We start from the raw sequence: 20,375 nt of genomic DNA on the forward strand, positions 1-20,375 counted from the left end.
GTTATTATCGCGAGTCGTCATCGCGTAGTGAACCTTAGGGGTGAAGCCGTCCCGCGGAGTCCGATTTTCGTCTCGGAGAGTAGTCAAACCCTTACAAGAGGTGTAGGGTCCGTTCTGACGACGACATTGCGTGACCGAGAGGTCACTCGACTGTAGTCGTCGGGGGGTATGAAGGGAAAGATCTCACGGGGAGGTCATGCGGATGGGACTGCTGATCGACTGGACGACCAAGGCGCTATGTCAGGAAGGTGATCCTGACGCCCTGTTCGTACAAGGAGCAGAGCAGAACAACGCGAAGAAAGTGTGCCGCGGCTGTCCGGTTCGGCTTGAATGCCTCGCCGACGCGCTCGATAATCGCATCGAGTTCGGCGTCTGGGGCGGCATGACCGAGCGGGAACGGAGGGCGTTGCTGCGCAGGCACGCGGACGTCCGGTCCTGGAGAGCGGTCTTCGAGGTCGCACTGGAGGAGGAGCAGCGCAGTGCCCGCAAGGGCAGCCGGCGCCGGATACCGGTGAACATCAACTTCTGACCGGCGATCCGCCGCATCGGCGGAGCAAGACAACCGCGCCCGAGACGGCCCAGCCGTCCGGGCGCGTCGTCGTTCCCTGTGGATAACTTTGCCGCATGCCAACAGGCAAAATAACAATTCCTCGCATAGTTATCCACAGGTGAAGAACTCGTCCTTGTCGCTGTTTGCGGTTCATGTGACAGTAGATAGAAAAAAGAGGTCGATATCGCCGGTGGTGGTGGTAGTGCGAGATCGATCAACCGGCCCTGTGGGACCGGCGGCATAGGAAGAGGGAATCCCGGGAGCCGCCCCCGAAGACCGCGTGCGGGTGCACCCGCACGCGGCTCCCACAGGCACACCTCGCGAGGTGACCATCGCGGGCGGACTGCTGGTTGCAGTCCGCCCGCACCTACACCTCGCCGGCGGCCACCGCACCGAAAGCACGCAGGTCGTCCAGATCGACCACCTCCACACCCAACGACGGCAGCCACCGCTGCGGCACCGCCGGGCAGGCCGCCTCGTACCGCGCCGCCACCCGCTCCTCGGCGGCGCGCCGACGCGCGAAATCCGCATGCGTCCGCAGCACCGCCGCGACCGGGTCGTCCGCGTCCGCCTCCTCGAGGGCCGCCGCCGCACCCAGCGCGCGCTCGGCCGACAGGTCGGCCGCCACCGGCGTGAGCCGGTTGAGGATCAACCCGTCCAGCGGCATCCGCTCCTCCGTGAGCCGCCGGGTGAAGTACACCGCCTCGCCCACCGCCGCGGGCTCAGGGGCCGCGATCACCAGGAACGACGTCTGATCGTCCTGCAGGGCCCGGAACGTCGCCTCCGCACGCTTGCGGAAACCCCCGAAGGTGTCCTCCAGGCTCGCCGTGAACTCCGCGACATCCGTCAGCAGATGCCCGCCCAACACCTTGTTGAACACCCGCGTGAACACCGCCGCGCTCGCGCCCATGAGCGAGAGCATCGACCGCCGCGCCCCCGGGGTCGACGCCGACAGCAGCCGGATCACCCGCCCGTCCAGCAGCCGCGCCAACCGCGCCGGCGCGTCCAGGAAATCCAGGGCCGACCGCGACGGCGGGGTGTCCAGCACGATCAGGTCCCACCGGCCCGTCGCCCGCAACTGCCCGAGCTTCTCCATCGCCATGTACTCCTGCGTGCCCGAGAACGTCGAGGACACCGCCTGATAGAACGGGTTCGCGAAGATCTCCGCCGCCCGCTCCTTCGTCGTATGCGACGCCACGACCTCGTCGAACGTCCGCTTCATGTCGAGCATCATCGCGTCGAGCGAACCGCCGCGCACCCCCGCGACCGGGCGCGGCGTGTTGTCCAGCGCCTCCATGCCCAGCGACTGCGCCAGACGCCGGGCCGGGTCGATCGTCAGCACCACCGCGCTCCGCCCGTGCACCTCCGCCGCCCGCAGCGCCAGCGCCGCGGCCGTCGTGGTCTTGCCGACCCCGCCCGAACCGCAGCACGCGATCACATGCTTGCCGCCGTCGCCCAGCAGCGCGTCGACATCAAGATCAGGCCGCATCCGAACCCCCCGCCGACCGCCGCGCACCGGCGACCCCCGGGCGCAGCACCCGCGCGAGCTGGTACAGCCCCGACAAGTCCACGCCCTCGGGCAGCAGCGGCAATTCCGCGACCGGGCGACCCAACCGCTCCAACCGGTCCCGGTAGGCGTCCACCGCCTCGATCTCGGCCCGCGCCGACGCGTACTCGTCCATCAGCCCGCCCACGAGCGCCGCATCGGCGCTCAGACCCGCGCGCGCGAGCCCGGCCCCGACCTCCTCGGCCGTGACCTCCACCGTCTTCGCCCCCGCGACCTTGTTCAGCACCAGGTGCCCCACCGGCAGGTCGGCCGCCATGAGCTCCTTGTACGCATCGGCGGTCTCCTGCACCGGCATCGCCGCCGGCGTCGTCACGATGTGCACGGCCGTCAGCGACGAGTGCAGCATCCGCGCCACCGAACGCGAGTGCTTCCCGATCGGGCCCGTCTTCGCCAGTCGCCCGCTCTCCACGGTCACGTTCAGGAACTTCACCACCCGCCCCGTGGGCGGCGCGTCCAGCACCACCGCGTCGTAGGCCATCCGCCCCGACTCGGTGCGCGCCACCGCCTCCTTGAGCTTCCCGGTCAGCAGGATGTCCCGCAGCCCCGGCGCGATCGTCGTCGCGAAATCGATCGCCCCGGTCTTCTGCAGCACCTTCCCGGCCGAACCCAGCCGGTAGAACATCGCCAGGTAGTCCAGCAGCGCCTCGTCGGCGTCCACCGACTGCCCGAAGACCTCGCCGCCGTCGAGGCCCGCGGCCAGATGCCGCTCCTGGTAACCCAGCGACGCCGCGCCGAACAGCGGCGCGATCCCCTGCCGACCCTCGACCTCGACCAGCAGGACCCGCCTGCCCGAACCCGCCAGCGCCAGGGCCAGCGCGGCGGCGACCGACGTCTTCCCCGTGCCGCCCTTCCCGGTGACGACGTGCAGGCGCGACACGTTGGGGGCGGTGGCACTCATTCATCGGAGTGTAGTCATTGGGCCGCGATACCGCATATGAGCCACTGCGGTTCGCCCTCCTCGGCGACGAGCGAGAACACCCACGTGGTCGGGTCCGAGAGCGTGTCGTCGTGTCCGCCGCCGATCCGGATCTCGGCGGTCACCGTCGCCGCGGCGACCGATCGGCCCGTCTCGGCGACCTCGCCCCACTCGAACCGGCCCTCGCCGTCGAGGGACGACAGCGCCGAGACCGCCTCGCTCAAGTCCCGGTCGGCCTTGTCCGAGCACAGCCACTGGGACGCGGCCGAGGCGTCGCGCTGGTCGAGCAGGGCCTCCAGGAACGCGTCGACGGTCCGCTCGGGCGTGTCCGTGACGTCGTTGACGTCCGTGTACAGGCGCATCGCGCCCAGGACGAGCGCGACGCAGAACAGGACCGCGGCCGCGGCGGTGAGCAGGGCCCACCCCCGGCCGGGTCGCTTGGCGTGCTTGAGATGACGGCCGGGCCCGACGGGTCCGGCGTCGTGGGACGACTGCTTCGGCACGGCGTGCCGTCGCCCGTCGGCGCCCTCGGGCGGTCCTCCGGCCCGGGATTCGGGCGGTGTGGCGGCGGTGTCTGGCGGCTGGGCCGCAGTGCCTGACGACACGGGTACTCCCTGGTTCACGGGTGCGGCCTGCGGCTCGGCACCGTAGTTCGACAACACATTGGGGAGGCGACGCACTCTGAGCGTAGCGGTGCGCCGTCGGTGAATCAAGACGCCGTACTGTGGGCCCATGGAGAAATGGGAGTACTTCACGGCGCCGCTGCTGATCCACAACACCAAGATGATCCTCGATACGTTCGGTGAGGACGGCTGGGAACTGGTGACCGTCCTGCCGGGCCAGAACTCGGAGCAGCTCGTGGCCTATTTCAAGCGCAAGAAGGAGCAGTAGCGGTGGTCGATGTGGACAAGGCGCTCGCGCGCCTGGGCCTGCGGCTTCCCGCGGTCGTCCCGCCGGTCGCCGCCTACCAGCCCGCCGTCCGTTCGGGCGACTACGTGTACACCTCCGGCCAGCTGCCGATGGTCGACGGCGCGCTGGCCGCGACCGGCAAGGTCGGCGCCGAGGTCGACCCGGAGCAGGGCTACGAGCTCGCCCGAATCTGCGCGTTGAACGCGCTGGCGGCCGTGGCTTCGATCGCCCCGCTCGACCAGGTGGTGAAGATCGTGAAGGTCGTCGGGTTCGTGGCGTCGGCGCCGGGGTTCACCGGTCAGCCGAAGGTGCTCAATGGTGCTTCCGAACTGCTGGGGGAGGTCTTCGGTGAGGCCGGGACGCACGCCCGCAGTGCGGTGGGCGTCGCCGAGCTGCCGCTGGGCGCACCGGTGGAGGTGGAGCTGATCGCTCAGCTCGCTCCGGGTGCGAAGACCGTCCTGGTCTGAGTTTCATCGGTCTCAACGGCTGGTCCCGCAAGTAGCGGGACCAGCCGTTCGCGTGTTCCCGTCAGGTGATCGAGGGGAGGACGCGGGTTTCGACCTCGCCGAGGGCGATGGTGGTGCCGCGCGGGCCCGGCGCGGTCGCGGTGACCTTGACGGTGTCGCCGTTCTCGAGCCTCCACTGGCCGGTGACGGCTTCGCCGGAGCCGTACATGAGGCCCGGTCGCAGGACGGCGCCGCCGGCGGTGAGTTGCGCGAGCTGCTGCGCGGGGGTCCAGTAGGCCTCCGCGAAGTCGGCCCCGGCCACGCCCACGCCGTTGACTTCGATGTTGAGCCGCAGGTCGTAGCCGTACCGGTCGGATTCTTTCAGGTACGAGGCCATGTCGCCGCCCTGGGCGGGCGCGGTGGTGCGGGCCGCGTTGAGCGATTCGATCGGTGTGACCCAGGCGCTCATGGAGGTCGCGAAGGACTTGGACGCGAACGGGCCGAGCCCGTCGGTCTCGAGTTCGGCGAAGTCGCGGGCGGTCCAGTCGTTGAGCAGGACCGCGCCGAAGACGTAGTCCTCGAAGGCGTCGGGGGAGATCGGCTGCCCGAGGGCGGATTCGCCGCCGATGAGGAATCCGACCTCGGCCTCGATGTCGAGGGCGCGGGTGGGCCCGAAGAGGGGCTGTCCGTCCTCGCCGCGGCGGTGGCCGGCGGGGCGCACGAGGTCCATCCCGGAGGGGATGAGGGTCGAGGCCCGGCCGTTGGAGGCGCGCGGGAAGAGCCGGTCGGCGTCGGGTGCGCGCATGGTGAAGTCGACGTAGTCGGTGACCAGGAGCGGGGCGTGCATGACGGCTTCGCCGATGGGGGTCAGCCAGTTGGTGGCGACCTCTTGGAGGCTCGGTTCGCTCAGGCATTCCTGGATCTGGGCGCGGACCTGCTTCCAGGCCTCCTTGCCCAGCGACAGGAGCCGGTTGAGGGCCGGGTCGCGCAGTGCGGTGCAGGCGGCGCAGGTCTGGCAGTCGCCGGAGAGGACGGCCTTGTGCATGTCGAGGATCTGGTCCCCGATGCGCACGCCGATCCGCGGCAGGTTCTCCTCGGCGGTCGAGAAGACCCCGAACGGGAGATTGTGGATGTTGTAGAGGCTTTCGTCGGCCCCGGGAACCCAGCAGGTTGTCACTGGTCAGTCCTCCAGATGTCGTGGTGAAGGACTAACGAGCGCCGCGCGCCAAAGGTCACTCAGTGCGGCGGTGGCGGCGCAGAACTGTGAACCAGCCCACCCATGCGGCGACGGCGACGAGGGCCAGGAACAGCCGCGGGCCGGTGGCGATCTCGGTGCCGAGCAGGGCCGGGATCGCGAAGACGATGGCCAGGCCGAGCAGGACGGAGCGCCCGAGCGCGCCGGAGAAGAGTCCGGGCCCGTAGATCTTGTCGCGCCACTGCGGGTCGTCGTCGGCGGCGTCGACCCAGCGCCTGCGCACGCGCCGCGCTTCGGGCGGCAGCGGCGGCAGGTCCGCGGCGATGCCCTCGGGCGCGCCGATACCGCCGGCCTCGCCGGGGGACAGCTCCTCGGCGGCCTGGCGGGAGCGCTTGGCGAGGTCGGCCATGCCGAGGCTGTCGGCGATGGCGGCGAGCGTCAGGTGGGTGCGCGGCTGCTCGGGGGCGAGGTTCACGGCGTTCCACGCGGCGTCGAGCGCGGGCTGGCCCGCGCCGGCGCGGCGGGTGATGAGCGCGTAGTGGACGTGGTGGAGCCAGGAGCCCCGGTCGAGTTCGAGCATGCTCGCGGCGGCCTGGAGGGCCTCTTCGCGCCTGCCGGCGTCGGCGAGGGCGTAGCCGCGCATGATGAGCGCCCGCTGGTGCTCGGGCCGGTGCGCGAGCGCGGCTCCGGCGTAGACGAGGGCCTCGTCCGGGTCCTGCTCGGCCACCGCGCATGCGGCGGCCATGGCGTTGGCGTCGGGGTCGAGGGGGTCGACGCGCAGGGCGGCGTCGACTTCCTCGCGCGCGTCGGGCACCTGGCCGAGCTGGAACATGAGCTCGGCGCGCTGGAGGTGCTCGGCGACGGTGCGACGAGTGGGGTCTGCGTCCATGGGTCTACTCCCGGATGGGAATCAGGGCTGGTACAGCAACGCTACCGCGGTCGCGGCCAGACCCTCGCCGCGTCCGGTGAAGCCCAGGCCGTCGGTGGTGGTCGCCGACAGCCGCACGGGGGCCCCGACGGCCTCGGACATGGCCGCCTCGGCCTCGGCCCGCCTGGGTCCGATCTTGGGGTGGTTCCCGATGACCTGCACGGACACGTTGCCGAGGGCCCAGCCGGTCTCGCGGACGCGGCGGGCGGATTCGACGAGGAGGGCGGTGCCGGAGGCGCCGGCCCATTCGGGGCGGCTGGTGCCGAAATTGGAGCCGAGGTCGCCGAGGCCGCCGGCGGAGAGCATGGCGTCGCAGGCCGCGTGGGCGGCCGCGTCGCCGTCGGAGTGCCCGGCCAGGCCCGCGACGCCCGGCCAGTCGAGGCAGGCGAGGCGGCACGGGCGTTCGTCGTCGAAGCGGTGCACGTCGCTGCCGTGGCCGATGACGAAGGGCATTCGGAATGCCGAGCCCGCGGGCGGGCTCGCGCTGTGGTCGTGATTCACGCTGATGCGGTTCGCTGGCGGGGACCGGTTATTTGACCGGGGCCTCCGACAGCAGGACCTTGTCGAGGATGTTGTCGGCCTCGGTCTTCACGCAGTCCTCGGCGAGGGCGATCTCGCCGGTGAGGATCTCGCGGGCCTTGGAGAGCATGCGCTTCTCTCCGGCGGAGAGGCCTCGTTCGCGGTCACGCCGCCACAGGTCGCGCACGACCTCTGCTATTTTCAGCGGAGAACCCGAGGCGAGCTTCTCGACGTTGGCCTTGTAACGCCGCGACCAGTTGGTGGGTTCCTCGGTGTGGGGAGCGCGCAGCACTTCGAATACCTCTTCGAGGCCTTCGGCGCCGACGACTTCCCGGACGCCGACGAGCTCGACGTTCTTGGCTGGAACCTTGACCGTGAGGTCACCCTGTTCGACGCGCAGCACGAGGTATTCCTGTTCGATACCGCCGATGACGCGAGTCTCTACAGCTTCAACGAGTGCGGCCCCGTGGTGGGGGTAGACAACGGTCTCGCCGACACTAAAACCCATAGGATCGAAACCCCTTTCGCTGTGTCTAGCCTAACACGTCATCGGGGTTTTCCCCGACAGCGGATCGCCACGAATTCCCTGGTCAATTGGTATGTGACTGATTACTCTACGGCACGTTGGACTTTCGGGCGCCGTCTGGAGGACGCGAATGAGGCCTGGGTCGCTCCTGTGTGTCGGGCGCCTCTCGCGCCGCGGCGGGGTCGAATGCGGGTCGCAGGGGCGAGCGATTCGTAACGCGCGCCGACGGGCCGCCCACCGGCCCGAACGGCATCGAAGTACTCGCATCCCCTTCGGCCCCAGTGATTTCGCTCGAATCCGCACGCGGGGTGAGATCCAGGGCTCGCCTCGTGCCCGGCCAAGGGAAGCGATGAGTCCTCGTCGTCTACGCTGTCGTCAGCATTCCTGTCGGAACTCAGGGAGGACCAGCAGTGGTCAGGGGAAACAGCTCGGTGATCACGGTTCGCCGCGCGGCCGCCATCGCAATCGCGGGGGCCGCTGCGACCGTGCTGTCCGCCTGCGGTGCGGGTCAGGTCACGCAGACCGACACCAAGCAGAGCGCCATCGCCGGTGTCAACGTCGACGCGGGCGACCTCGCGCTGCGCGACCTCCAGGTCGAGTTCGACTCGACCGAGGGGTACGCCGCCGGCGACGACGCCGCGCTGCGGGTGTGGATCGCCAACGAGGGCACCGAAGAGGTCAGTCTCGTCGGTGTCGAGACCGGGGCCGGCACGGTGACCTTCGTGAGTCCCGCCGCCCAGGCCGAGGAGGAGGCCGCCGAGGCGGCCAGCAGCGAACCGGCCGACGACGCCTCCGCCTCCGATGAGGCCGCCGACGGCGCCGAGTCGACCGAGGAGTCCAGCGCTCCGGCCGACGACGCGACCACCGAGGCGCCCGCCGAGGACCCGCTCGAGGGCGAGACCTCCTTCGACATTCCGATCACCCCCGCTGATCATGTCCGCCTCGACCAGGGCGTCGAGAACGGCGACTACCTCCTCATCGAGGGCCTCGGCGAGGCCCTGGTGCCCGGCGACGTCATCGAGGTCGTCTTCGTGTTCTCGAACGGCTCGGAGATCCCGGCGCAACTGCCGGTCGGCCAGAGCCTCGAAGGCGAAGAGCGCTCGTACTACGAGCCCGAGGAAGCCGCCGAAGGCCACTAGGCGACCTGAGCGATACACGCGACGAAGGCCCCGTTCGAGTGAACCGGGGCCTTCGGTCGTCTTTCGGGGCGGTTTTCTGTCGGACCCGGGTGCCACGATCGCGGCGGGTCCCGCGATCCCCTCAGGGTGGGTGGGGGCTCGGGACGGCATTCGGCCTTAAGCTTTATGCGACCCGATCGCGAAGCGCGCTCGTGAAATGCGCACTCGCGAGTCTCAGCGCTGCAGCGGCCAGCGCCGCTCCACCGTCTCCTCGCGGCCCTTGCGGCGGAAGTACGCCTCCAGGCTCTCCGCGTCCTCCGCGTGCCAGCGCACCTGCGACAAGTGCAGTTCCTGCGGCGTGACGTCGCCGACCTCGGGGTACAGGGCCCCGATCGCCCGCGCCAGCGCCACGGTCGCGGCGGCGTCTCCCGCCGCCGAGTGCGCCTCCGAATGCGCCACGCCGTATTGCAGCGACGTCGCGCCCAGGGTCCGCTTGCCCTTGCGGTAGCGGTCGACGCGCTTGTCGAGCACCGACGGGTCGACGACCGACAGCCGCGTCCAGTCGGGCTGCCCGATCCCGTGGCGCTCCAGTTCGTACGACAGCAGGGTGCAGTCGAATCCGGCCCGGAAGGCGACCACGGGCACCCCGGCGCTCACGGCCGCCCGCAGCAGTTCGGCGATCTCCGCCAGCGCCTCGGCCGGCGCCCGGCCCTCGGCCCGGACCCGTTCGTCGGTGATGCCGTGGACGCGGGTGGCGCCCGGCGGGATCGGCACCCCCGGATTGATCAGCCAGGTCCGTGCGCCTTCGCCGGTCACCAGGGCCGCCTGGACGATCCGGTCTCGGTCGACGGCGACCCCGGTCGTCTCGGTGTCGAACCCCAGCAGGGGTCCTTCAAACCATCGCTCGCTCATGCCCACACGGTACCGGGAGGGTCCGACAATCCACCGATATGCTCTCGCTCACCGCTGCGCTGCCCTTCTGCGGGTTTTCGGCCTGCCTGCGCGCCGAGCGGCTTTAGGCCGCTTCGCGGTCGCGCGTCTCCGTTTCGAACACGGCCGGTCGAACCGGGCGAAAGGGAGTGACGGACCCCGCGTCTAGCATCGGGCCATGGCCGAACCCCGATCCGGCGCCAGCGCGAACCAGGTCCCCGTGAACGCCGTCGAGCTGGAGGCGGTGCTCGAACGCGTCACGTACGCGAACGAGGAGACGGGCTACACGATCGCCCGCGCCAGCCCCGCCGGGGCGGGGTCCGATCTGGTGACCATCGTGGGGCCGCTCCTGGGCGCGCAGGTCGGCGAGTCGCTGTCGCTGACGGGCCGGTGGTCGAGCCATCCGAAGTACGGCCGCCAGTTCGAGGTCTGGTCCTACCGGACCGTGCTGCCCGCCACCGTCCAGGGCATCGAGCGGTATCTCGGCTCGGGTCTGATCAAGGGCGTCGGGCCGAAGACGGCCGGGAGGATCGTGGGGCACTTCGGGGCCGGCACCCTCGAGGTGATCGACGCGGACCCGGGTCGGCTCGTGGAGGTCCCCGGGCTCGGCCCCAAGCGCACCGGGATGATCGCGGCCGCGTGGGAGGAGCAGCGGGCGATCAAGGAGGTCATGGTGTTCCTCCAGTCCGTCGAGGTCTCCACCTCGCTGGCGGTGCGCGTCTACAAGCAGTACGGGGACGCGTCCATCGGCGTGGTCAAGAACGAGCCGTACCGGCTCGCGAACGAGGTGTGGGGCATCGGGTTCAAGACCGCCGACGCGATCGCGCGCGCCGTGGGCATTCCGCACGACTCCCCCGAGCGGATCAAGGCGGCGCTGCAGTACACGCTCTCGCAGGCGTCAGACGGCGGGCACTGCTTCCTTCCGGCGCCGAACCTCGTGGCCGACACGGTGGCGCTCCTGGGCCTGGAGGCGGGGCCGGTCGCGAAGGCGCTCGGCGAGCTGGCGGCCGAGGGCGAGCGGGTCGTCGCCGACGAGATCCCGGTGAACGGCTCGCGGGTCCCGGCCCGCTACCTGGCGCCGTTCTTCCACGCCGAGCGCGGGCTCGCGGCGGGGCTGCTGGGTCTGCTCGACAGCGGCGAGGACCGGTTGGCGGCGTTTCGCACCGTCGAGTGGGACAAGGCGTTCGCGTGGCTGCGCAGGCGCGCGGACACCGAGCTGGCGCCGGAGCAGGCCGCGGCGGTCCGGCTCGCGCTGACCGAGCACGTCGCCGTGCTCACCGGCGGGCCCGGCTGCGGCAAGAGCTTCACCGTCGCCTCGATCGTGGCGCTCGCGAGGGCCAAGGGCGCGAAGGTCATGCTGGCCGCGCCGACCGGGCGGGCCGCGAAGCGCCTCGCCGAGCTCACCGGCCACGAGGCCCGCACGCTGCACCGGATGCTCGAGTTGCGCCCGGGCGGGGACGCCGCCTTTGACCGGGAGAATCCGCTCGACGTGGACCTGCTGGTGGTCGACGAGTCCTCGATGCTGGACGCGATCTTGGCGAACAAGCTCGTCAAGGCCGTTCCGCCGGGCGCGCACCTGCTGCTCGTGGGGGATGTGGACCAGTTGCCGAGCGTCGGCGCCGGGGAGGTCCTGCGCGACCTGCTGGCCGCCGAGCGGATTCCGAGGGTCCGGTTGACGCGGATCTTCCGGCAGGCCGCCGAGTCGGGTGTGGTCGCGAACGCCCACAACGTGAACCAGGGGCGGTTCCCCGATCTGGACGCCTACCCGGACTTCTTCTGGTTCGCGTGCGACGACAACGACCTCGTGGCCGACCGGGTGGTCGAGATCGTCGCCCGCCGCATTCCGGCGAAGTTCGGGCTGCACCCGGTGCGGGACGTCCAGGTGCTCGCGCCGATGCACCGGGGCGGTCCCGGCGCCGGGAACCTCAACGCGCGCCTCCAGGAGGCCCTGACGCCCCCGCACGACGGGCTCGCGGAGCGCCGCCACGGCGGGCGGGTCTTCCGCTTGGGCGACAAGGTCATCCAGATCCGCAACGACTACACGAAGGGAAGGGCGGGGGTCTTCAACGGCACGGTGGGGCTCGTGCAGTCGATCGACGCGGTGGACCAGACCCTCACCATCCGCACCGACGAGGACGAGGACGTGGTCTACGAGTTCACCGAACTCGACGAGCTCGTGCACGCCTACGCGATCACCGTGCACCGCTCGCAGGGCAGCGAGTACCCGGCGGTGGTGATCCCGGTGACCACGAGCGCGTGGACCATGTTGCAGCGCAACCTGATCTACACCGCGATCACGCGCGCCAAGCGCCTGGTGGTCCTCGTGGGCTCCAAGCAGGCGCTCGCGGCGGCGGTGCGGACGGCGGGCACCGGGAAGCGCCACACCGGCCTCACGCACCGGCTCGCGGGTCCGGACGACGGCCGCCCGGGACGTTCGCATCGGCCGTAGGCGATGCCCGACCTACACGGGATCCCCGAACGCCACCCGGCTCAGGCTTCGGCGACCCGCACGACCGCGCCGGCTCCGGCGAGCCTGTCGTGGGCGGCGGTCGCGGTGGCGTGGTCGACGCCGGACAGGATCGTGGACGGCGTGACATCGGCGAGCCGCTTCGCCTCGGCCAGGCCGAGGCCCGTCAGGGCGCGGATCTCCTTGATGACCTGGATGTGCTTGGGTCCGGCGTGGTCCACGACGACCGCGTAGGAGTCGCCCGGGGCCGCCGCCCTCGCGAGCGCCTCCGGCGTCGCGGCGACCTCGGTGATTCGGACCGTCGCGCCGGCGGTCGCCAGCACCCGGTAGGCGACGCTCGCGGCGGCGTGGTCGACGCCGGACAGGATCGTGGACGGCGCGTGGTCGACGAGCTGCTTCGCCTCGACCAGTCCGAGCCTGGTGAGCGCCCGGATCTCCTTGACGACCTGGATCGGCTTGCGCCCGGCGTCGTCCACGACCAGGGCCCACAGGCCCGGCTGCGGGGGCACCACGGGCACTTCGCCCTTCGCGGTCGGGTACTGCACCCAGTGCTCGGTGCGCTCGTCGCGCCGGTAGCTGCGCTGGGTCACGATCACCATGAGCGCGACCAGTCCGCCTCCGGCGAGGAAGAGGGCCAGTGCGAGCCAGTCGGTGAGGGAGATGTCCGGCATCGCTACCGGTAGTTCGTGAACTGGAGCGCGACTTCGAGGTCCTTGCCCTTGAGGAGCGCGATGACCTCTTGGAGGTCGTCGCGCTTCTTGCCGGTCACGCGCAGCTTGTCGCCCTGGACCTGCGGCTTGACGCCCTTGGGGCCCTCGTCGCGGATGATCTTGCCGATCTTCTTCGCGTCCTCGGTCGAGATGCCCTGCTTGAAGGACACGTCGATCTTCGACTCCTTGCCGGACTGGCGCGGCTCGCCCGCGTCGAGCGCCTTCAGGGAGATGCCGCGCTTGATGAGCTTCTCCTTGAGCACTTCGAGGGCGGCCTTCACGCGGTCCTCGGTCTCGGCGGTGATCACGGCCGCCTCGTCGCCGCTGCGCTCGACGCCCGCGCCGGTGCCGCGGAAGTCGAACCGGGTCCCCAGTTCCCGCTGGGCCTGGTTGATCGCGTTGTCGAGTTCGGCCAGGTCGATCTCGGAAACGATGTCGAACGAGGCGTCAGCCATGGCGGACCGGTCCTTCCATATCGAGGTGCTGCATTGCCGAGCACGGCGTCGGGGCGGCGCGAGGGTCGCGATCGTCAAGCCTAGTCGGGCCCCGCCCCACCGCACGCGCCCCTACGGGCCCGGAGCCAGTGAACGCGGTCTCATCGGAGGAGAACCCGCTTGCGCCCGCCCGCAAGGGGGAGGCTATTCTTGCTCTCGCTACACAGCACGGCAGGTTGCCCGAGCGGCCAAAGGGAGCTGACTGTAAATCAGCCGGCATTGCCTACGCAGGTTCGAATCCTGCACCTGCCACCAGTAGCGGAGCGGCCCGCGATCCGAGCAATCGGATCGCGGGCCGCTTCATTTCCACCGTGGACGCGGACGGCCCCCTCGCGGGTTCCGGGCCCGCCGCCGATGCCCGGAACGCGTCTCAGACCGCCGGCGTCGGGGCGGTGCGCGGCAGCCACGCCGTGGTCTCCCAGCCGCCCTCCGGACGACGCTGCGCCCGCAGCCGGCCCCCGACCGCCTCCACCCGCTCGGTGAGGCCGACCAGGCCCAGTCCCGCGCCGGAGTCGGACAGGCGGCCCTTCGCCGGGCGGCCGTCGTCGCGCACCGACACCTCCAGGCCCTGGCCGCCCGCCGCCGCGACCACCACGCGCACCCGGGTCGCCCCGCGGGCGTGCTTGCGCACGTTCGTCAGCGCCTCCCGCACCACGCGGTGCGCCGTCGCCGCGATCTCCGGGGCCACGTCCCCCAGCTCGGGGGAGATGAAGCACGTCGCGTCCGAGCCCTCGCGGCTGAACCGGTCGACCAGGTCCTCGACCTGCGACAGGTCGCCCAGCGGGTTCACCCCGGCCCCGTCGGCGCCGCGCAGCATCCCCACCATCCGCCGCATCGACGCCAGCGCCGACAGTCCCGCCTCCTCGATGTCCGCGAACGCCTTGCGCGGATCGGTGTCGGTCACCTGCGCGGCCTGCGCGAGCACGACCATGCCCGTCACGTGGTGGGCGACGAAGTCGTGCATCTCGCGGGCCAGTTCCAGGCGCTCGGCCCGGCGCACCTCCTCCTGCGTCTCGCGCCGCAGCCTGTCCATGCTGCGCAGGTACGCGCCGAATCCGATGACGGTGGTCATCGCCATGACGACCATCATGGTCCCGCCGACCCGCGTGCCGTCGAGCACGAACAGCCGGGCTCCGATCACCAGGATCGCGGCGCCGGTGGCGAACGCGACCCACCGGCCCGGTGCGGCGTCCCAGTGGCGCACCGCGAACAGCATCAGCAGTCCCAGCGCCAGCAGTTCGGCGGTGCCCACGCCGCGCTGGGCCTGGTCGACGACCACGTCGAGCCCGGTCACCGCGAGCGATGCGATGGCGGCCGCCGCGATCCACCGCTTGCGGCCGGGCCGGTACCAGACGTACACGCCGATCGCGAGCAGGGAGGTCGCGAACTGCACCCATGAGACCCACGAGTAGGCAGGCGGCTTCTCGTCCAGGCCGTGCGAGGCCATCTCGGCCGTCAATATGAGCAGCAGCGTCGAGACGATGCCGATTCTCAGCAGGCGCATGCTGAGCCGGTTGAAGCGCTTGCTCCAGGTGGGCTTGGCCGACGCGGCGGGAGTGGCGGTCATGCCACGACGGTATCCGCCCCGGAGCGGCCCTCGGCCGAACGGCCGACCCGCGGCGTGCGAAACCGGTCGGGGAGCCGAAGCGGCGGCACCCCGTTCACGGCGACGCTGGTCCCATGAACGGATTCCTGGAGATCACCACCATCGTGAGCCTGGTGCTCACCCTCGCGTTCCTCATCGCGGGGACGGCCCTGCCCTTCCTCCCGTCGCAGCGAAAGGCCCGCCGATGAGGCCGCCCATGCTCAGCGCCCGCTCGCTCGTCAAGCACTTCGGCACCGCGCCGGCGCTCGACGGCGTCGACTTCGGCGTCGCGCCCGGCGAGTCGGTGGCCGTGACCGGCCCCTCCGGCTCGGGCAAGTCGACGCTCCTGCACTGCCTCGCCGGGATCATGCGCCCGGATTCGGGGGAGGTCCACCTGTTCGACGAGCGCATCGACACCCTGTCCGAACGCCAGCGCAGTCACCTGCGGCGCACCAGGTTCGCGTTCCTGTTCCAGTTCGGGCAGCTCTTGCCCGAGTTGCCCGCCGAGGAGAACGTGGCCCTGCCGCTCATGCTCGGCGGGATCTCGCGCCGGGCCGCGCTGGAGCCGGCCCGGACCGAACTGCGCCGGCTCGGCGTCGAAGGCAAGGAGGGGCGCCGGCCCGGCGAGCTGTCGGGCGGCGAGGCCCAGCGGGTCGCCCTGGCGCGCGCCCTGGTGGTGCGCCCGGCGGTGGTGTTCGCGGACGAGCCGACCGGCGCGCTCGACCGCGCCACCGGCGACCAGGTCATGGGCGTCCTGCTCGACACGGTCGCGGAGCTCGACGCGGCGCTGGTGGTGGTCACCCACGACCCGCGCATCGCGGCCCGGTGCACGCGGACGATCGAGATCCGCGACGGGCGCCTCAGCGGCGCGCCGCGCACCGGTGACGGCACGGCCCCCGAGGCCGGCGTGCCGGTCGCGCCGCGGTTCGCGGCGGGAAGCGTCGCCGCGCAGGCGTCTTCGGGCGGTGGTCCGGCGTCGGATCCGGCCGTCCGCGCGGTCGGCGGGGGCGGTGACGCCTTCGCGTCCGGTGCGGGCCCCGACGGCGGACCGTTCGGGCACGAGCCGGTCGCGGAGGTGTGGCGATGACCGAGCTGGCCTGGCGCCTGACCCGCCTGGGCGGGCGCAGTGCGCTGCTGAGCACGGGGCTGACCGCGCTCGCCGTCGCGGTGGCGACGCTGCTGCTCCAGTTCGCGGTCGCCGGGAACTTCGCGTTCGACCAGCGCGGCGACCGCACCGCCTGGCGCGATCCCGGCGAGGCGGACGGGGCCGCCTCGGCGGTCATCGCCACGGCCGCCGACCACTTCGGCGGCGACACGATCACCCGCGTCGACCTGGCCTCGCTCGGCGGCGCCCCGGTCCCGCCGGGCCTGGACGCCTTCCCGGCCCCCGGCGAGGTCTGGCTCTCCCCGGCCGCCGCCGACCTGCTCGAAGGCGTGCCCGAGTCGGACTTCCTCGCCCGCTACGGCGATGTCGCCGTCGCCGGGGAGCTCGGCGGGGAGGCCCTCGCGCATCCGAACGAGCTGGTGGCGGTGGTCGGCCGGTCCGCCGACGACCCGGTGATGACCACGGAGCGGTTCAACGCCGACGCGGTCTCGCCGCGCGGGTTCGACAGCTTCGCGGGCGGCGCCGCCGACGCCGTCTACGGCTTCTACATGATCCTCATGGTCCTCGCGGCGATCCTCATGGCCGTGCCCGCCGCGGTCTTCGGTGCGGCGTCGGCGCGCCTGACCGTGTCGAGAAGGGACGAGCGGCTCGCGACGCTGCGCCTCATCGGGGCGACGCCCGGGCAGGTGATGCGGTTGACGCTCATCGAGACCGTGCTCGCCGCGGCCGCGGGGGCGGTCGCCGGCACCATCGCGTGGATGCTCGTGACGCCGCTGGTGGCGCTCATCCCGATCGACGGCGGCCGCTGGTACGTCGCGGACCTGTGGGCCGGGGCGCCGTGGATGACCGCGGTCGCCCTCGCCGTGCCGGTCCTGGTGGCCGTGTCGGCCCTCATCGGGCTCCGCGGCGTCGTGATCAGCCCGCTGGGGGTCGCGCGGCGCGTGAAGCCCAAGGGCCTCAAGGCGATTCGCGTGGTCGTGTTCGTCGTCCTCGCGGTGCTGTTCCTCGCGGCCACGCAGGCGGTGAGCGGCAGCATGCTCGCGGTCGGCATCCTCGTCGTGCTGTTCGCCGCGACGCTCGCGGCCGTGAACCTCATCGGCCCCTGGACGGTCCAGAAGCTCGGGAACGTCCTGGCGCGCACCGCCCGGGGCCCCGCGCGGCTGCTCGCCGCCCGGCGCCTCGCCGAGGACCCCAAGGCCGCCTGGCGGGCCGTCGCCGGCGTCGCCATCGCCGGCTTCATCGCCGGATCGGTCGCGCTCTTCCCGATGATCGTGACCGACACGAGCACGCGGGAGACCGAGACGATCGCGGCCATGGTCCCCGAAGGCGAGGCCGAGGCCCTCGCCGCGGTCCTGGGCGAGCGGCTGGGCGACGGCGCCGGCGTCGCGGTCGTGGACTCCAGCGGGTACCTGACCGCCGTCGACGGCGCGGCCGTCGTCGAGGCGACCACCACCGGCGCGGAGCTCGAAGCGGTCCGCAGCGCCATGACCGCGGTCCTGCCCGGCGACCCGCCCGAACGGGAGGTCGACTCGAGCATCGTGTCCAACCGCCTCGTCGGCAGCATCCGCGTGGGCGTGACCGTGGTCCTCGCGGTGGTCTTCGCGACCGCGGCCGTCTCGGCGGCGATCAGCGCGATCGGCTCGGTCCTCGACCGCCGCCAGGCCTACCGCCTCCTCCACCTCGCCGGGACCCCGCAGCAGGTCCTCGACCGGGCCCGCCGCCAGGAGGCACTGCTGCCCCTGGGCCTCCTCGGCGGCGCCTCGATCCTGACCGGGATGCTCCTGACCGCCCCGGTCATCGGCGCGATGGGCTTCGACGCCAGCGGCGCCCTCATCCTGGGCGCCACGGTCGCCCTCGGGTTCGGGGCGGTCGTCGCGGCCGGGGCCGTGTCGCGCCCGCTCCTGCGGTCGGTCATGCAGGACGTGAGCCCCCGGCCCGACTGAAGCCGCCCCATGCGCGGGCGGACGGCTCCCGTCCGCCCGCGTTCGCGACGTGTGCGACCGCCGCGGACCGGGTATTCCAGGTCGGCCGGGAGCCGGCACGGCGGTGTGGTGTCCCCGGTGCGGGCGGTGTCCCCGAAAACGAGATAGAACTGAGGATGTGATAGTTAGGGAAACCTAAGCTGTCTTCCCGTGACGAGGCCGACCGACGGCTCGCAGGCCTCGCCAGGCAGGTCTGCGAGCCGCGAATCCGAGGAGCCCTGATGGCTGAACGTCGAGGACGCAGAACCCCGAATGTCACGACCGCCGAAGTGCTGCGGACCGAGCAGGTCACACCGCACATGATTCGCGTGGTCCTCGGCGGCGAGGGCCTCGCGGGCTTCGAGTGCGGCGACTACACCGACCACTACCTGAAGCTCCAGTTCCCCGTCGAGGGCGTGGCCTACCCCGAGCCGTTCGACCTCGCCCGGATCCGCGAGGAGCTCCCCAGGGAGCAGTGGCCCGTGACCCGCACCTACACCGTTCGGCGCTGGGACGCGGCCGCCCGCGAACTGTGGATCGACTTCGTCTACCACGGCGACGAGGGCGTCGCCGGCCCCTGGGCCGCGAACGCGAAGCCCGGGACCCTCCTCCGCTTCGCCGGACCGGGCGGCGGCTACGCCCCCGACGCCGGATCGGACTGGCACCTGCTCGTCGGCGACGAGAGCGCCCTCCCCGCGATCAGTTCGGCCGTGGAGCGCCTGGCCCCCGGCGCCCGCGCGCACGTCTTCGTCGAGGTCGAAGGCCACGACGAGGAGCAGCAGTTCAAGTCCGCCGGCGACCTGCGGGTCACCTGGCTCCACCGCGGCGCCGACCGCGTCGGCGAGCGCCTGGTCGAGGCCGTGCGCGGCTTCGAGTTCCCCGGCGGCACCGTGCAGGCGTTCGTGCACGGCGAGGCCGGATTCGTCCGCGAGATCCGCCGCCACCTGCGCTTCGACCACGGCGTCCCGCGCGAGCGCCTCTCGATCTCCGGCTACTGGCGCCTGGGCCACAACGAGGACGGCTGGCAGTCCTCCAAGCCCGAGTGGAACAAGGTCGACGAAGTGGAAGAGGCCGAAGCCGCGAACTGAGGACCGACGACGCAAGGGGCCGCCCCATGGGGCGGCCCCTTCTGTTCGCGCCGCAACGACCCCCGCGCCCCGGCCCCGGTTCGGCCCGCGCCCCGGTCCGACCCGGAATCCACGCGTACGTCATGTGTACCAAACGAAACCGACATCGCACGCAGTTCATCTATAAGCTACTTTGTTGACAGAAAAACTTCACCCCCCCCACCACTCCTCCTGGAGGCACGCATGGCCGACCCCCGCACTCCCGCGCGCAGGGAGAGGTGACCGGATGCCCAAGGGCAAGATGATCCGCGCCGCACTGGACTTCTTCAGGATCGGCAAGAAGCGCAAGGGCAGAGGGCTCGACAAGGGCAAGGGCCCCGACACCACTCCCGACGTCACGACGGAGCCGAAGGGCTGGACGCACCCGACGAACCCGAACGCGAAGCTGTCCCCCGAGGCGAACGCCGCCGCGGACCAGTTCCTCAAGAACGCCAGGGACACCGAGGCGCGCGTCACCCCGAAGATGGACCAGCTCGCCAAGGACCTCCCCGCCGACCTGCTCGGCCGCGAGCACCGGCTCAAGACCGAGGACTCCCTCAAGGAGAAGGTCTACCGGACCATGCGCGACGACGGCGTCGACCACGACACCGCGCTCAAGCGCATGAACGACTCCGTCAGGTACACCGTCCAGCACTCCCCCGACGGCTACTCCGACGGCGTCAAGAAGACCCACAAGCTGCTCGAGGACAGCGGCTTCGAGGCCGACCCGAAGCAGTTCAAGAACAAGTGGAACGAGAACGGCACCTACCAGGGCATCAACTCCACCTGGACCGACCCCAAGACGGGCACGCAGTTCGAGGTCCAGCATCACACCGAGCAGAGCTTCTGGGCCAAGGACGCCGGCACCCACCACCTCTACGATGAGATGAAGAGCATCGGGGACAAGTCGAGCCCGCGGTACCAGGAGCTCGTGCAGCAGCAGAAAGACGTGTTCAACAACGTCCAGCGCCCGCCCGGCGTGCAGGACCTGAAGATCGATCAATTGGGGAACAGACGTGGATGATCTCAAGTACTTCGTGAGGACGAACGCGTGGACCTCCCGGTCCGACCCGGCCGGCTTCCTGCGCACCTACCGCAGCGGGAACACCGACCACACCGAGAGCTTCAACTTCTTCACCGCCGAGTGGGACCACACCGACTTCTTCCTCGACTACGACCGCGGCAGCGTCGACGACGAGTACGAGGAGGTCCCCGCGGCGGAGGCCGAGCGCCTGCTCCAGGAGCGCCTGCGCCAGAAGGCCGAGCGCGAGCGGTCCAGCTGACCTCCCCCACTCCCGCAACGTGAAACGGGGCCGCCCGCCGGGCGGCCCCGTCGCTGCTGC

The 20,375-nt window shown here is 71.3% G+C and carries 21 protein-coding genes and 1 tRNA gene; 11 read left to right on the forward strand and 11 right to left on the reverse strand.

Features of this window, described 5'->3' with window-relative positions; translation table 11 throughout:
- Nucleotides 1–202: 202 nt before the first annotated feature.
- A complete protein-coding gene (locus tag BLQ63_RS16145; protein WP_091037617.1) occupies nucleotides 203–529 on the forward strand; it encodes a WhiB family transcriptional regulator in 327 nt (108 codons plus the stop codon).
- A 388-nt stretch (nucleotides 530–917) separates the two neighbouring features.
- Here the strand turns inward: BLQ63_RS16145 and BLQ63_RS16150 are convergent, their stop codons facing one another.
- The 3 genes from BLQ63_RS16150 to BLQ63_RS16160 are packed head-to-tail and all read right to left on the reverse strand — an operon-like array spanning nucleotide 918 to nucleotide 3,638.
- Nucleotides 918–2,039, reverse strand: a complete 1,122-nt coding sequence (locus tag BLQ63_RS16150; protein WP_091037321.1) for an ArsA family ATPase — start codon at nucleotides 2,037–2,039, stop codon at nucleotides 918–920.
- On the reverse strand, nucleotides 2,029–3,015 hold the full coding sequence (locus BLQ63_RS16155) for an ArsA-related P-loop ATPase (protein ID WP_091037323.1): 987 nt from the start codon (nucleotides 3,013–3,015) through the stop codon (nucleotides 2,029–2,031). The genes BLQ63_RS16150 and BLQ63_RS16155 overlap by 11 nt, the downstream gene beginning before the upstream one ends.
- 14 nt (nucleotides 3,016–3,029) lie before the next feature.
- Nucleotides 3,030–3,638 (reverse strand): hypothetical protein, encoded by a 609-nt coding sequence (locus tag BLQ63_RS16160; protein ID WP_143014943.1) that lies wholly within the window; start codon nucleotides 3,636–3,638, stop codon nucleotides 3,030–3,032.
- Nucleotides 3,639–3,765: 127 nt separating this feature from the next.
- Between BLQ63_RS16160 and sp36 the strand changes: the two genes are divergently transcribed.
- Both sp36 and BLQ63_RS16170 read left to right on the forward strand, forming a co-directional pair.
- Complete coding sequence (sp36, locus tag BLQ63_RS28495) at nucleotides 3,766–3,924, forward strand: Sp36 family protein (RefSeq protein WP_091037332.1); 159 nt, start codon at nucleotides 3,766–3,768, stop codon at nucleotides 3,922–3,924.
- A gap of 2 nt (nucleotides 3,925–3,926) precedes the next feature.
- The gene (locus tag BLQ63_RS16170; protein ID WP_091037336.1) at nucleotides 3,927–4,409 is read left to right on the forward strand and encodes a RidA family protein; all 483 of its coding nucleotides are present in this window, start codon (nucleotides 3,927–3,929) and stop codon (nucleotides 4,407–4,409) included.
- A gap of 61 nt (nucleotides 4,410–4,470) precedes the next feature.
- On the opposite strand, the gene BLQ63_RS16175 is transcribed toward BLQ63_RS16170, so the two are convergent.
- From BLQ63_RS16175 to BLQ63_RS16190, 4 genes are all read right to left on the reverse strand, one after another.
- Nucleotides 4,471–5,565, reverse strand: coding sequence for a fumarylacetoacetate hydrolase family protein (locus BLQ63_RS16175; protein WP_091037341.1), 1,095 nt, complete (start codon nucleotides 5,563–5,565; stop codon nucleotides 4,471–4,473).
- Nucleotides 5,566–5,620: 55 nt separating this feature from the next.
- Nucleotides 5,621–6,472, reverse strand: coding sequence for a tetratricopeptide repeat protein (locus BLQ63_RS16180; protein ID WP_091037352.1), 852 nt, complete (start codon nucleotides 6,470–6,472; stop codon nucleotides 5,621–5,623).
- 21 nt (nucleotides 6,473–6,493) lie between these two features.
- Complete coding sequence (gene ispF, locus BLQ63_RS16185) at nucleotides 6,494–6,964, reverse strand: 2-C-methyl-D-erythritol 2,4-cyclodiphosphate synthase (RefSeq protein ID WP_091037354.1); 471 nt, start codon at nucleotides 6,962–6,964, stop codon at nucleotides 6,494–6,496.
- Between the two features lie 76 nt (nucleotides 6,965–7,040).
- Complete coding sequence (locus tag BLQ63_RS16190; protein WP_091037357.1) at nucleotides 7,041–7,538, reverse strand: CarD family transcriptional regulator; 498 nt, start codon at nucleotides 7,536–7,538, stop codon at nucleotides 7,041–7,043.
- A gap of 449 nt (nucleotides 7,539–7,987) precedes the next feature.
- Here BLQ63_RS16190 and BLQ63_RS16195 point away from each other — a divergent pair, with 449 nt between their 5' ends.
- Nucleotides 7,988–8,695, forward strand: a complete 708-nt coding sequence (locus BLQ63_RS16195; RefSeq protein WP_091037359.1) for a hypothetical protein — start codon at nucleotides 7,988–7,990, stop codon at nucleotides 8,693–8,695.
- A 213-nt stretch (nucleotides 8,696–8,908) separates the two neighbouring features.
- Here the strand turns inward: BLQ63_RS16195 and BLQ63_RS16200 are convergent, their stop codons facing one another.
- On the reverse strand, nucleotides 8,909–9,586 hold the full coding sequence (locus BLQ63_RS16200; protein WP_091037361.1) for an exonuclease domain-containing protein: 678 nt from the start codon (nucleotides 9,584–9,586) through the stop codon (nucleotides 8,909–8,911).
- 196 nt (nucleotides 9,587–9,782) lie between these two features.
- Between BLQ63_RS16200 and recD2 the strand changes: the two genes are divergently transcribed.
- Nucleotides 9,783–12,053 (forward strand): SF1B family DNA helicase RecD2, encoded by a 2,271-nt coding sequence (recD2, locus tag BLQ63_RS16205; protein WP_091037363.1) that lies wholly within the window; start codon nucleotides 9,783–9,785, stop codon nucleotides 12,051–12,053.
- Nucleotides 12,054–12,094: 41 nt separating this feature from the next.
- Here recD2 and BLQ63_RS28500 read toward each other — a convergent pair whose 3' ends face one another.
- Nucleotides 12,095–12,742 (reverse strand): ribosomal protein bL12, encoded by a 648-nt coding sequence (locus tag BLQ63_RS28500; protein ID WP_177154969.1) that lies wholly within the window; start codon nucleotides 12,740–12,742, stop codon nucleotides 12,095–12,097.
- Nucleotides 12,743–12,744: 2 nt separating this feature from the next.
- Nucleotides 12,745–13,236: a YajQ family cyclic di-GMP-binding protein gene (locus tag BLQ63_RS16215; RefSeq protein WP_091037365.1), complete on the reverse strand. Its 492-nt coding sequence runs from the start codon at nucleotides 13,234–13,236 to the stop codon at nucleotides 12,745–12,747.
- A 209-nt stretch (nucleotides 13,237–13,445) separates the two neighbouring features.
- On the opposite strand from BLQ63_RS16215, the gene BLQ63_RS16220 reads away from it, so the two are divergent.
- Nucleotides 13,446–13,530 (forward strand) — tRNA-Tyr (locus BLQ63_RS16220).
- A 115-nt stretch (nucleotides 13,531–13,645) separates the two neighbouring features.
- Here the strand turns inward: BLQ63_RS16220 and BLQ63_RS16225 are convergent.
- Complete coding sequence (locus BLQ63_RS16225) at nucleotides 13,646–14,842, reverse strand: sensor histidine kinase (protein ID WP_091037368.1); 1,197 nt, start codon at nucleotides 14,840–14,842, stop codon at nucleotides 13,646–13,648.
- Between the two features lie 235 nt (nucleotides 14,843–15,077).
- Between BLQ63_RS16225 and BLQ63_RS16230 the strand changes: the two genes are divergently transcribed.
- The 5 genes from BLQ63_RS16230 (at nucleotide 15,078) to BLQ63_RS16250 (ending at nucleotide 20,315) form a co-directional block, all read left to right on the forward strand.
- Nucleotides 15,078–15,947, forward strand: coding sequence for an ABC transporter ATP-binding protein (locus BLQ63_RS16230; protein ID WP_245680986.1), 870 nt, complete (start codon nucleotides 15,078–15,080; stop codon nucleotides 15,945–15,947).
- Nucleotides 15,944–17,908: an FtsX-like permease family protein gene (locus tag BLQ63_RS16235; protein ID WP_143014944.1), complete on the forward strand. Its 1,965-nt coding sequence runs from the start codon at nucleotides 15,944–15,946 to the stop codon at nucleotides 17,906–17,908. Before BLQ63_RS16230 ends, BLQ63_RS16235 begins: the two co-directional genes overlap by 4 nt.
- A gap of 260 nt (nucleotides 17,909–18,168) precedes the next feature.
- Nucleotides 18,169–19,014, forward strand: coding sequence for a siderophore-interacting protein (locus tag BLQ63_RS16240; protein ID WP_091037377.1), 846 nt, complete (start codon nucleotides 18,169–18,171; stop codon nucleotides 19,012–19,014).
- A gap of 265 nt (nucleotides 19,015–19,279) precedes the next feature.
- Complete coding sequence (locus BLQ63_RS16245) at nucleotides 19,280–20,056, forward strand: hypothetical protein (protein WP_091037380.1); 777 nt, start codon at nucleotides 19,280–19,282, stop codon at nucleotides 20,054–20,056.
- Nucleotides 20,049–20,315, forward strand: coding sequence for a hypothetical protein (locus BLQ63_RS16250; protein ID WP_091037383.1), 267 nt, complete (start codon nucleotides 20,049–20,051; stop codon nucleotides 20,313–20,315). The genes BLQ63_RS16245 and BLQ63_RS16250 overlap by 8 nt, the downstream gene beginning before the upstream one ends.
- Nucleotides 20,316–20,375 lie beyond the last annotated feature (60 nt).

The sequence above is a fragment of the Glycomyces harbinensis genome (assembly GCF_900101745.1).
In the GTDB taxonomy this organism is placed as follows: Bacteria; Actinomycetota; Actinomycetes; order Mycobacteriales; family Micromonosporaceae; genus Glycomyces; species Glycomyces harbinensis.